The organism is Ruminococcus turbiniformis, from assembly GCF_020687545.1.
GTDB lineage: Bacteria > Bacillota > Clostridia > Lachnospirales > Lachnospiraceae > Mediterraneibacter > Mediterraneibacter turbiniformis.
Window position 1 is genome coordinate 37,597 of the sequence record NZ_JAJEQX010000010.1, and the last position, 12,723, is coordinate 50,319.

Genomic DNA, 12,723 nt, shown 5'->3' on the forward strand with positions numbered 1-12,723 from the left:
GTCCGCTGCAAATTCTCTCTCTATGCCCCGCTCATTCCTCTGATCCTCTCCACCACGCTCCCCTTGCGGATCATCTTCGCTCCCGCCAGAAGAGGGACCGCGGCGCAGACAGCGATAATAAACACCGTCATCCCCACTACGGGCCCCGCCGGCACCTCAAAAGGCACAAGCATGTAGTTCATGGACTGATACACCGCATATGTGACTGCCACCCCCACAGTCCCTGTGATAAAAAGGGAGCCTGCCGCAAAAATCATTCCCTCCGTTACGAGCATCCGGTTTCTCTGCCGGTCGGTCATGCCGATGCTCTCCAGGACCGCCAGCTCCATCTGCCTGCTCTGAATATTTCCGGTCACTGTATTCACATAGTTAAGAATCCCTATGAGTGCCAGAATGAGAGCAATTCCCGCGCCGATCTGCGGCATACTTCCCTGGGCACGCTCCACTTCCCGCAGGGATTCCAGTTTTGACTCCCACGAAAAGTCTCTCGCATCCGGACTGCTCTGAATCAGGGAAAGGATCTCATTCTCCGTCTCCTCGTCGTATTCCCGGGTGTATTTTACCCCGGCCTGAAAGACAGAGTAATCACTCACAAATTCCTCCACCGCCGTAGCACACACAATTACCGTCGGCGGGAATCCGAGAACCGGTCCGATGTAATATCCCTCATTTGTCATTCCTGCGATCTGAAATGTCCGCTGATTTTCACTGTGTCCATATTCGGCACATGTGACATTTTTCCCGACAACATCCTCCGAAGTCAGATCGAGGCCGTTCCGGTAGATCACACACGTCTCGCCGGAGAGAAATGCATCCGTATCGATCTCCATATCCGTCACCTCCTGAAGATACGGCAGTTCCTCCCTGCTGATTCCCACAATAACTGAACCGAAATTTTCCGGGTACTGCTGATATTCTTCCCTCTCGTTCTCATAAGGTATGTCCATCCACATTGCATAAAATTCCTTCATCCACATCTCCGCGAAATCCGGCTCCCAGGGCACTGTAATCTGCCCATATATCATGGGATAAACTGTCTCCACGCCGCTGATTCCCGTGAGTTCAGACAGAAAATCTTCCGTGATAAGATCTTTATGCTCCGCCGGGTCTTCCTTTTTCAGCGTGTCGTTTGAAATTACAAGATCCGTATTCATATGATTTGTCACGATGGTTCTCGCAGCCTGGCTCTCAAGGATCGTACTCATGCAGAGAAACACGGACAGCCCTGCCGCCATGGATACCATGATCACAGCTGACTTCTTTTTATCCTTCCTGATCTGGTCGAGCGCCATCCGGAAGACTACACTGCCGCGGCGTCCTCTCCGGTGCCGTTTTGCCGCCTTTGCCTTTGTGCGGCCGCCCGGATTTCCGCCGTAAACCGGCCGGTACCCCGCCGCCTCCACAGGCGAAACCGATACGGCCAGTTTTACAGGTTTCCTGCTTCCCACATACACGGTAAAGGCAACAAAGAGAACCGTAAGCAGAATTACCGCCGGCTGGAAGGTCACTTCCACCGCTCCTGCCGTGCCCGTCCGTATTCCGAGAGCCCGGATCACCGACGGCAGCAGCACAAACGACACCGCGCTGCCGAGCAGAATGCCCGCGGTGATTCCCGCTCCCCCAACCAGCGTCATCTGTCTTCCGAGCAGTGCCCGGATCTGCGTCCCTGTCATCCCGACCGTCTGGAGCAGTCCATAGTACCGCACGTTTCCGGCCACTGACAGGTACATGATATTATAGATCAGAAGGTACGCACACAGACAGGTGACGAAAATCAGACCGCCCAGTCCGAGAAAGACCGGCAGGGAATACCCCATATTCCCGGTAAAATACAGTGCCTGCTGTTTTCCGAGGTTCAGGCTTTCAGTGAAGGCATTCTGCTCATCTGCTGTCATGATCCATCTGTCAAAATCCAGATAGTACCGCCCGCATCGCACTTCGGAAATGTCATATCCCGACGCCTCGTAGAACGCTTCTGACACATAGAGCGCGCTCTTTACGCCGTAGCCGTCCCATAGTCCGGATATGGTAAACTCTTTCGTAATCAGGCTGCCCTCTCCGTCCCGGTATCCGGCAGTGAATGTATCCCCGATCCCGAGTCCTTCAAGACCCGCTGCCTGAAGTCCCTCTTCCGTCATCATCACTTCATTTTCCGCGGAAGGGTACTTTCCCTTCACCCAGTCCCTGGCCGGAGCCATGATCTCATTCCAGTATGTCTCATCCGCCCAGATGCAGGACGCGTCCACTGTACTGTCATTTCCCGTGGACTCGATATAACCGCTTACCGCCACGGTGCCGGTGGTTTTGATCTCAGAATCCGACTCGCATTTTTCTCTCTGTTCCTCCGTGATCCCGTACATAACGGCGTCATATTCCCCGCCGTTTAACCGGATGTTCTGGATCCGGTTCATCTTAAAATAAGTGATTCCCACCGTAAAGATACTGAACAGCATAAACGCGGAGAGGAGAATGGCCAGAAAAACAATCAGGTTTCTTCCCCGGTTATTTTTCAGCGCGCTTTTCGCCATCCGTCTGATGATTCCCCGGTTGTTATTTGCCAGCATGGAAATCACCTGCCTTTACGATCCTTCCGTCTTCAATGTGAACGATCCGGTCCGCCATTTGCGCGATATCCCTGTCATGGGTAATCAGAATGACGGTCTGCTGGAACTGCTTTGCCGCCACTTTTAAAAGGCCCATCACGTCATGTCCGGATGCGGTATCCAGATTTCCCGTGGGCTCGTCAGCCAGGATAATCCCGGGCTTTGCAGCCACAGCACGGGCAATGGCCACTCTCTGCTGCTGTCCGCCCGAGAGCATCCCCGGAAGCGCCTCCAGCTTTGTCTCAAGCTGGAGAAGCTCCAGAATCTCCCCGACATACTTCCGGTCCACCCTCTTTCCGTCCAGCTCCACCGGGAGCACCACATTGTCATAGACATTCAAATCCGGCACGAGATTATAATTCTGAAAGATAAATCCCACCTTCCTCCTGCGGAAGACGGCGAGCTGCTCCCGGTTCATGCCCGAGAGCTTCCGCCCGTCCACGTATACCTCCCCGGCGGTCGGCGTATCAAGCCCGCCGATCATATGAAGGAGGGTGCTCTTCCCGCTTCCGGATCTCCCGATAATCGCCACAAACTCCCGCTCCTTCACAGTAAAATCCACTCCGTCCAGCGCTTTTACCGTATTCTCCCCGAGCCGGTAATACTTCTTCAGCCCCTCTGTCTTTACGATCTGATTTTTCATGCTCCATACCTCCTGCGTATTACAGGCAGCTCAGCCCGCCTGTCCTGTAATTCCACTGTATCAGGCAAAAATCACAAACCAGTCTCAGCCTGGAAAAATCACAGAACTGTGACCGTTTCTCAGCCATTCGGCAGGAAAATGCAGAAATCCGCCCCTTTTCCTTCCTCCGAGCGGACTTCCACATATCCGCCCTGAAGCCAGGCGATCTTCCTCGTCAGATACAGGCCGATCCCCACGCCTTCTTTGTCGTGTACCTCCGGCTCCCTGTAAAACCGGGTAAAGATCTGAGCCTGCCGCTCTACAGCGATCCCCTTACCGGTATCTTCCACATGAATCTCCGTAAAGATCTCCCCCTTTTTCAGACGGATTACAATACTGCCGCCACTCTCTGTATATTTCACACTGTTGTCCAGAAGATTATAGACCGCCTCCTCCGTCCACTTCCGGTCATGGGGCAGCACATATCTTCCGTCTGCCTCTACGGACAGACGGAGTTTCTTTTTCTCCGCTGCAGGAACAACGGCGGAAACCGCTCTTCCGACCGCATCCATCAGATCCGAGTTCTCTTTCCGGATCTGGATGACGCCTGTCTCAAGACGTGACATTTTTACCATGCTTTTAAAAAGAAAGTCGAGGCGGTCTGCCTGGTGCTCAAGCTTTTCCACAAATTTCCTCTCCTCCTCCGGGAGGGAACGGCTCTTTAAAATCTCCAGATAAATCTTCTGATTCGCAATGGGCGTCTTTGTCTGGTGGGAGATATCGGAGATCAGCTCTTTCATCTCTTCTTTGTTCTCCCGGATCTCCTGCTCTTTCCGCTCCAGGACATGCGCTGTCCGGTCCAGCTTTTCATTCACTCTCCCGAGAAGCGAATCCTCCGTCTCCCCCGCCGGTTCCGGCTTCTCTCCCAGAATGACGGCATCCATGTTCCGTTCAAGTGAATTTGTAAACTCATACACATCTTTTTTAAGTTTTCTCATTCTCCACGTCTGTACTGCTGCCGCAGCAAGCGCACACACCGCGATGATCACTGTCCAATCCATTGATATCCCATCCCGTAAACATTTGATATATACCGGTGCTCCTCATCCTCAATCTTTCCCCGCAGGCGGTTCACATTCACCGCCAGAGCATGTCTGTCCACAAACTGATTTCCGCCGTCCCACAGTCTGTCAAGGAGCACATCATATGTGAGAAGCTGTCCTCTGTGTAAGAGGAATTCCCTGAGAATCCGAAATTCCGTCGGCGTCACCGGACAGTCCTGACCGTTTGCTTCCACCTTTGCGCGCACCAGGTCGATCCGCAGGAACCCATCGTCAAAAAGAACTCCCGTATCCTCCTCACTGCGTTTCAGGATCACACAGATCTTCTTTAACAGAATCTTCATAGAGAACGGTTTTGTCACATAGTCTTCCGCGCCCAGCTCATATCCTAGGAGGGCGTCCTCCTCCAGGTCGCGCGCTGTCAGAAAGAGCACCGGAGCCCGGAAGCGGCGTGAGTCTTCCCGTATCCACCGGCACAGCTCATACCCTTCCCCGTCCGGCAGGTTCACGTCAAGCAGTATAAGGTCTGCTCCTTCCTTCTCATATGCTGATTTCCCTTCACTGACCGAGTGGGCGCTCAGCGTTTTATATCCTTCTTCCTCAAGGACATAGCAGATCCCCTGATTCATCTCCCAGTCGTCCTCGACTACTAATATTTTCTGCATGATTTTTCCTCTTTCCTTTGCCCCGACAGACATACTTTCCCCGTCATTATATCACGGGATGAGGATTCCCAAAACAGTCCCCGGAGAATATCACAGAACTGTGATTAAAAGAACCCCGGAACACGCTTCGCACGCATTCCGGGGTTTCTTCTTTACATTATGGGCTTTTCTTTCTTCCGCATTACGGCAGATGCCGTGTATTCACCGCTGTAACTCTGACCATGACTGTGACGGCACTCTAGTTCACGGCCTTCTTTGATCTGATCAGCTCTTTTCCGGAAGTAACAACGATCGTCACGCCGAGAATCATAAGCAGCACCGCTACAATCAGCTGCAGACCTTCTACCATGAATACTCCTGTTCCGGCTGAAAATGACTGCACAAGAGAGATAAATCTCTGTACAAGAGCGGAGAACGTCACAACCAGCATGATCACGAACGGCGGAACAAGCGTTTTCAGCGTTCTTCCTGTCACCTTAAGGAATACACACAGAGTGATAAGCACAAGCGCGCTCAGCAGCTGGTTCGCGCTTCCGAACAGCGGCCAGATATTGGAGTATCCGACCTGTGTCAGAATATAGCCGAATACAAGCGTAATCACAGTCGCAAAATATTTGTTGCAGAGAACTTTTCTCCAGCCTTCCGCGTGCTCCATATCATCGACGCTGAACAGCTCCTGGAAGGACATACGGCCGATACGTGCCACGGAATCCAGTGTGGTAAACGCAAGAGCCGAAACACACATTGTCATAAAGCTCTGCGCCACATAAACCGGGATACCGAACATCTCAAGGAATCCTGCGACTCCCGATGAAAAGATCTGGAACGGTGTTCCCACCGCTGCCGTTCCGTCCGCGCCTGCCGCCGCGCCGGCGACACAGAGCGCGATAACAGCCAGAAGGCTCTCAAGAACCATAGCGCCGTATCCGACTTTCAGCATATCTTTCTCATTTGAAATTGTCTTGGATGAAGTACCGGAGGACACAAGGCTGTGGAATCCGGACACTGCACCGCAGGCAACCGTCACGAAGAGAATCGGGAAAAGTGTTCCCAGGCTCTCATTCTGGAATCCGGTAAATACCGGAAGGTTCATCGTCGGATGCGCAAACAGAAGTCCGAGAACCGCGCCGGCGATCATTCCGATGAACATAAATGTTGACATATAATCTCTGGGCTGCATGACAAACCACATCGGCAGAACAGCCGCCAGAAAGATATAGATAAACGCAATGTACACCCACATCTCTTTTCCGAGAATTACCGGGAAATTCATACCAAGTACAAACGCAAGCACTGTACATACAAGTCCGAATACAACTTCTTTCCAGCCTGTCAGCTTCAGCCTGTGCTGAGAAACACCAAATACAACCGCAAACAGAATGAAGAACAGGGAAATACTTCCCGCCGCTCCGTTTACCGCCGCGTTCTCAGAAAGGGTCTGTACGCCGTCTGTCACCACATACGCGTTGAATGTATCCGCCACCATATCCGCAAAAGCCGCGATAACGATCAGGCAGAACAGCCAGCAGAATCCGAGGAAAAGTTTACGTCCCGCTTTTCCGATATACTTCTCGATCAGAAGCCCCATGGACTTTCCATCGTTCTTCACACTTGCGTACAGAGCCCCAAAGTCTGTTACCGCTCCAAAGAAGATCCCTCCTATGATAATCCACAAAAGAACAGGAAGCCATCCGAAAGCCGCTGCCTGAATCGCTCCTGTAACAGGGCCCGCTCCCGCAATCGATGAAAACTGATGGGCGAATACTGTCCATCCGTCCGTAGGTACATAGTCCTGTCCGTCATTATGGACGACGGCAGGTGTCTTTGCCTTCGGGTCAATTCCCCATTTGTTCGCCAGCCAGCGTCCGTACAGCGTATATGCTGCGACAAGGCACACGGCAGCGATCAGTACAATTACAAGTGTGTTCATAATCTCTTCACTCCTTCTCTGATATAACTGCATGTTGCAAAGCGCCAAAGCACTCCCGAATGAAAAAACCAAGGAAACAAAAACGTCTCCCCGCAGATTGCTCTGCGAGAAGACGAAGAATACTCCTCCGCGTTACCACTTCTCTTACCGGTTTCCCGGTCTCTTTTGACTCCCGTCGTCCCTTTCTTTCGGTTCACTTCTTTCGGTTTTCCTTTCCCGGCTTTTTCCGGGCTGGAACCGTTTCGAAATGGATTAACAGGTTTCCTTATAACGGTGGAAATCCGGTCCGGGCTACTTCATTTTCGTTCACCCCGACAGCTCGCAGGGGATGGCTTCCGCTTCGTACTGTCCCCTCACACCGGCCGGAGACTCTCTGAAAGTATTGAGAAACAAGAAGTCGTGTCCTGTTCTTCGCATTGGTTTTTTACGATTCTGTTATATTATACCGCGATTTTTCCGGATGTCAACAAAATTTCCGACCGTGCTCTGTTTTTTTATCAATACAATTTTCTTTTCTTCTCGCTGAACAGCACCGGATCAGCGCAAGTACAAGCAGCGCCGCGAAAGCGCCCCCGCTGTCTATGCACACATCCAATATCTGCCCGCTCCGCCCCGGCACAAAAAGCTGGTGAAACTCATCCGTTGCCGCATAGAGTGCTGCAATTCCACACGGGATAAAAACTCCGGACCAGATCCCGCAGATCTTTCCCTTCCTGTCAATCAGCGCCCCTGCCGTCAGAAGTCCCAATACAGCGTACTCCGTGGCATGGGCTGTCTTTCTCACCGGGTGGTCAATCCGTTCCACAAACTCCTCCTGCTCGTCCTCGCTCCAGTCATCAAATCCAGGCACAAATGTCTCTCCTATCATCCAGCCTGCCCAGCTGCTGTCCTTTGAAGACTCCTCCCCCGGCCGGGATGACATAAAGAAAATCAGGGACATCCACAAAACTGCCAGAACCAAAAATACTCTCCTTCGCCTGCTCATTTATCTGCCCGTACAGTTTCTGCACTTTTCTGTCATCTCCCTGTACGGTTCACCTCCATTTTATCCAGAATTCCGTGCGCGGTCACTCCCGGATGTGTCACCCGTATCCGGCAGATCTGCTCCACAAACTCCGCATCCAGCTTCAGGTCCTCCGCAATCTTTCCGACCTGCTGCCTTTTGTCCATCCTCTTCATAATCTTTATGATACTGTCCAGAAGAGCTTCCTCTTCCCCCGGAACAGCCATCGTATTTTTTCTGTCTGAAACGCTCTGCTTTTCCGTCTCACTGTGGGAGAAATCAACTCTCGCAACCGCGCAGCTCTTTTCTCCGTTTAATGTTATTTCGTGCCACTTCAGATCCCTGAATACCGGGCTGCTGCATTTTTCTTTCCCGTGTATTTCTTCCGTATCAATTACCGCCATTGTAATGTCCTGATTAAACCGCCTCTTTCCGCAGCTTCCGGGGTTCAGCCACAGCTGCCCGTCACGAACTTCCTCCAGGTATCTGTGCGAATGACCGAACACAACAATCTGGCTTCTGCCCGTATCCACAGGCAGATCCTTCTTATTGTGGACCATATAAAACCGGATTCCGTCAATGACAAACTCTTCATGGCAGGGCAGTTTTTCCGCCCATTCTTTGTCATTGTTTCCCCTTACAATGTAAAATGGGGTTCCGGGTTTTGCAGCCGTCTGCATCTCATCTATTATTTTCTGCGAATTAATATCTCCCGCGTGGACAACCGCGTCACACTCTGAAATAATCTCAAGCACCCCGGGTCTCAAAAGCCCGTGTGTATCCGAAAGCACCGCAATTTTCATCGTATGCTCCTTTCTCTGTATGCTCTTTTAAAGTGCCACGTGCATATTGTATAATTATTTTTCTTCCCCGGCAAGTGCGCATATTATTTTCTGAATATTCTGGATTTATTTATTTTTTATATTTTTTATCTGATTTTATTGTTGACATTTCCGCTTTTATGAGTTATTATAAACACATCAAAAGAAAAGGAGGACGGACCACCGAAAACTTAATCTTAAAAACGGGTAACTAAAATAAAAGAAAAGAGGTATAGTCCAATGGGAAGGTAAAACAAAACATTTAAAAAAACACTATTCAGAAGAATAGTTTTACATAGATAAAAACTAAATAAGGAGGCGGATCCAATGGATGTAATAAGCTGAAAATCCACTGTACGAAACAAAATCGATACAGTGGATTTTTTTATGTCCGAACATTCCATACTGCAAAAGGAACTCTTTCTGCGCCTGAAAAGTACCGGACTTACAATCGGACCGCCAAATGTTTATGGAGCTTTTTTTCCGTATTTATGAAAATATGACATCAAAGGAGGACTCTGTATAATTATGGAAAAATTTCAAGGCGGAGTACATCCTTCAAATTCCGGTTTCCATCCTGTTCGGATATTTTATCGACAGCCTGATCTATCTGGCGACAGGATGTGCAGTTCTCGCCTTTGACGTATCGCTTTCCCTTATCGCAGGTATCCTTTCCGTCATATTCACGCACAGGCTGGAGGGTGTAAGAGAAGGAACAATTGTCTCGGCCCTTCTTGTCGGTTTTATCGCCCGCCTGTTTGGAAGACGCCTCAGATTTGTCGAACCAGTACTTTTTCCGGCACAGCGGAAACTTTCCGACGGCACTGTTTTATCAGAAACACCAGATGCCGCGGATAATTACCGCTACTATACCGGCCGTCTCTGGGGACATTCCCGCAACTACGACCTGACTGTCAACACAGAAATCGGTGCGGATGCAGTGGCGGCCATTATCACCGAAACGCTTAAGGCATCCGGTACTGAGCCGGCTACTCCTGCTTCAGCCGACTGATGACCTTTTCCATCTCATAAGCCGTCTTTGCGCAGCCGACCGCAAAGGCGGACAGAAGCACCGTTGTGAACACTGCGATCATCTCTCCCTGAATAAGCGCCATAACCTGCATAAGCATGCAGACTGTTTCAATGATTCCCACTGCAATAAGCATCTGGCGTATCTTTGTATAATGCTCAATCATGGATTCTCTGTCCGTATATAACTCAAAAGGCCCTTCCGCTGCTTTCCTGCGCAGAATAATCCACCATCCCCACAAAACGACAATCTCTGCTCCCACATCACTCATCAGCTCCCGGTATTCTTCGCTCGCGAAATACAGTTTGTCGCCAAAATCAATCTGATATATATACTCTCCGGGTTCACACGGAGAAAATGTGTAGAATCCAAGTTTAAATCCGGTAAGAGCCCATCCTTTTCTTACCATTGAATTAAGCCACTCTGTTTCCTTGTCCTTATTCAGGTATAATCTGAACTTGATCATCTTCGTTTTCCTCCATCAGATTCGCATTGTTCAACAGTTCCTCAAGCCGTTTCCGCTCTTCTTCAAACACATGCCTTCCCATCCTGGTAATAATATACTGCTTCTTCTTCCGTGACTCTTTCTCAAGACTGTAAATCTGTATCCACGCTCTCTTCTGCATCGTCTGCAGCGCCCCGTAAAGCGTGCCCGGCCCGAGCACCATCCGGCCATTCGTAAGCTCCTCTACCTCCTGGATAATCCCGTATCCGTGGTTCGGCTTTCTCACCGCCAGAAGGATATAAAAAAAGGCTTCTGTCAGCGGAGTTTCCTTCTCAGGCATCTCTCTCCCTCCTCTCCTGTCTCGTCTCGTTTTTTCCTCTCATATTTTCAGTTTTTCTCATGTGCTGCGTTCTCATATTTCCCGCTTCTTTATTCTCATTTATACCACCCGCATGCTTTCGCGCCTCCCTTCGGGCCGACATCTCTTCCCACAGACAGATCCGGGCGTCAGCAGATCAGCTTTCTGATATATCGTTCGATGATATATTGTAATTATAATATATCGTGACATGATATATTTGTCAACTTCATTTTTGAAAAGTCTTTGTTAAATCAGAGGCTTTGTTCCAGTTTGGTTAAAACTCTTCAGACCTCCGAACAAAAAAAGCCGGAACTGTACCGCATGATGCAGTCTCAGTTCCGGTTAATTTTTCTGTCAGCTGCCTGTTCTGTCTCTATTGTAAGAAGGAAAATGTCTTATACCTTAAATCTGTAACCGACGCCCCAGATCGTCTCAATATACTGCGGGTGGGACGTATCGTACTCAATCTTCTCACGGATCTTCTTAATATGCACAGTCACCGTCGCGATATCTCCGACAGACTCCATATCCCAGATTTCGCGGAAGAGTTCTTCCTTTGTATAGACATGGTTCGGATGCCCGGCCAGAAATGTCAGCAGATCAAACTCTTTCGTTGTGAACGATCTCTCCTCGCCGTTCACCCACACACGTCTCGCCGTCGTATCGATCTTCAGCCCGCGGATCTCAATCACCTTATTCTCCTCCACATTGCTTCCGATCAGACGCTCATAACGGGCAAGATGCGCTTTCACCCGGGCAACCAGCTCGCTTGGGCTGAACGGTTTTGTCATATAGTCGTCCGCGCCGAGACCGAGCCCCCGGATCTTATCTATATCATCCTTCTTTGCCGAAACCATAATGATGGGGGTGTTTTTCTGGTCCCTGATCTGACGGCAGATCTCAAATCCGTCCACGCCGGGCAGCATCAGGTCGAGGATAATCAGATCAAAATCACCCTCCAGCGCCATCTTAAGCCCGAGTGTTCCGTCGTTTGCGACCTCCACCTCAAAATTGCTCAGTTCCAGATAATCTTTCTCAAGATCAGCAATACTTTCCTCATCTTCGATGATCAAAATACGCTTACTCATCAATAGGTACCTCCTGATATTTTCTTATTACGAAATACATTGTCGTACCAGCGCCCTCATCACTGGTGGCCCAGATATTGCCCCCGTGTTCTTCGACGATCTTCTTCACAATCGAAAGACCGATGCCGCTTCCGCCCTTTGAAGAGTTTCTGGAAGCGTCCGTGCGGTAGAACCTGTCGAATATAAACGGCAGATCCTTCGCGGCGATACCTTTTCCGTTGTCGCCCAGCTCAACCTGGACGAAATCTCCCACGTCCTTTACCTCCATCGTGATCTTCCCGTTTGGCTTATCCATATATTTCAGAGAATTGGACACGATGTTGTTGATGACTCTTCTCAGCTGCTCCGGATCCACAATCACCTTGCAGTCCTCATCCATTCTGTTTCGGTAGGCGAAGGCCACCCCCTTGGCCTCCAGCTCCATATGCAGATCTTCCGCGCAGTCCTCAAAATAGTCTCTGGCGGATATGGTCGCAAAATTATACGGAATCCTGTTTGTATCGATTTTGGAATACAGTGTCAGCTCATTGATAAGAAGATCCATCTCATTAGCTTTATTATATATGGTCTTGATGTATCTGTCCATCTTTTCCGGCGTATCCGCCACACCGTCCATAATTCCTTCCACGTATCCCTTGATAGCCGTGATAGGGGTTTTCAGATCATGGGAAATATTGCTGATCAGTTCCTTATTTTCTCTGTCAAACTGAACTTTTTCCTCTGCATTCGCCTTAAGCCTCAGACGCATCTCCTCAAAATCCTGGCAGAGCTGTCCGATCTCGTCGTCTGATTCCGGTCTGATCTCAAAGTCCAGATTGCCTTCCTTGATATTTCTTGCCGCCTTCTGAAGCCTGGCCAGCGGAACCGACACAGAGCGGTAAATCCAGTAGATCAGCAGTGCAGTCGTGAGAAACACAAGCAGCATATAAATCTGCTGAAGTTCACTGACCCCCCGCGGTGCGAAAGTGTTCATTACCACGCTCATAAAAATCGTCGGCAGAATCATCACTGCCATAAATACGATAACAAGTTTTGTCCGAAGCTTCATCGGCGGCTCCTTTCCTGCAAATATTTTCTTACTTAATAAATATTTT

Annotated in this window: 11 protein-coding genes; all 11 read right to left on the bottom strand. The window is 49.9% G+C overall.

The features are described from left to right. Window positions 1–20: 20 nt before the first annotated feature. Entirely contained in the window at window positions 21–2,564 is a 2,544-nt protein-coding gene (locus tag LKD70_RS07090) for an ABC transporter permease (RefSeq protein ID WP_227707344.1), read from the bottom strand. Then, window positions 2,551–3,246, bottom strand: coding sequence for an ABC transporter ATP-binding protein (locus tag LKD70_RS07095; protein WP_227707345.1), 696 nt, complete (start codon window positions 3,244–3,246; stop codon window positions 2,551–2,553). The genes LKD70_RS07090 and LKD70_RS07095 overlap by 14 nt, the downstream gene beginning before the upstream one ends. 119 nt (window positions 3,247–3,365) lie before the next feature. Continuing rightward, window positions 3,366–4,286 (bottom strand): sensor histidine kinase, encoded by a 921-nt coding sequence (locus LKD70_RS07100; protein ID WP_227707346.1) that lies wholly within the window; start codon window positions 4,284–4,286, stop codon window positions 3,366–3,368. After that, window positions 4,271–4,951: a response regulator transcription factor gene (locus LKD70_RS07105; protein WP_227707347.1), complete on the bottom strand. Its 681-nt coding sequence runs from the start codon at window positions 4,949–4,951 to the stop codon at window positions 4,271–4,273. The genes LKD70_RS07100 and LKD70_RS07105 overlap by 16 nt, the downstream gene beginning before the upstream one ends. A 238-nt stretch (window positions 4,952–5,189) precedes the next feature. Further along, window positions 5,190–6,881 carry a carbon starvation CstA family protein gene (locus tag LKD70_RS07110; protein WP_227707348.1) on the bottom strand — a complete coding sequence of 564 codons (1,692 nt, stop codon included), beginning with the start codon at window positions 6,879–6,881 and terminating at the stop codon, window positions 5,190–5,192. 463 nt (window positions 6,882–7,344) lie between these two features. Next, a complete protein-coding gene (locus tag LKD70_RS07115) occupies window positions 7,345–7,842 on the bottom strand; it encodes a VanZ family protein (protein WP_265104771.1) in 498 nt (165 codons plus the stop codon). Window positions 7,843–7,898: 56 nt separating this feature from the next. Continuing rightward, window positions 7,899–8,687 carry a metallophosphoesterase family protein gene (locus LKD70_RS18610; protein WP_320442590.1) on the bottom strand — a complete coding sequence of 263 codons (789 nt, stop codon included), beginning with the start codon at window positions 8,685–8,687 and terminating at the stop codon, window positions 7,899–7,901. A 1,007-nt stretch (window positions 8,688–9,694) separates the two neighbouring features. Further along, the gene (locus LKD70_RS07125) at window positions 9,695–10,201 is read right to left on the bottom strand and encodes a DUF2812 domain-containing protein (protein ID WP_227707350.1); all 507 of its coding nucleotides are present in this window, start codon (window positions 10,199–10,201) and stop codon (window positions 9,695–9,697) included. Continuing rightward, window positions 10,173–10,520: a PadR family transcriptional regulator gene (locus LKD70_RS07130; protein ID WP_227707351.1), complete on the bottom strand. Its 348-nt coding sequence runs from the start codon at window positions 10,518–10,520 to the stop codon at window positions 10,173–10,175. Before LKD70_RS07130 ends, LKD70_RS07125 begins: the two co-directional genes overlap by 29 nt. A 416-nt stretch (window positions 10,521–10,936) precedes the next feature. Next, complete coding sequence (locus tag LKD70_RS07135; RefSeq protein ID WP_227707352.1) at window positions 10,937–11,629, bottom strand: response regulator transcription factor; 693 nt, start codon at window positions 11,627–11,629, stop codon at window positions 10,937–10,939. Next, a complete protein-coding gene (locus LKD70_RS07140) occupies window positions 11,622–12,677 on the bottom strand; it encodes a sensor histidine kinase (RefSeq protein ID WP_227707353.1) in 1,056 nt (351 codons plus the stop codon). Before LKD70_RS07140 ends, LKD70_RS07135 begins: the two co-directional genes overlap by 8 nt. Window positions 12,678–12,723: the final 46 nt, after the last annotated feature.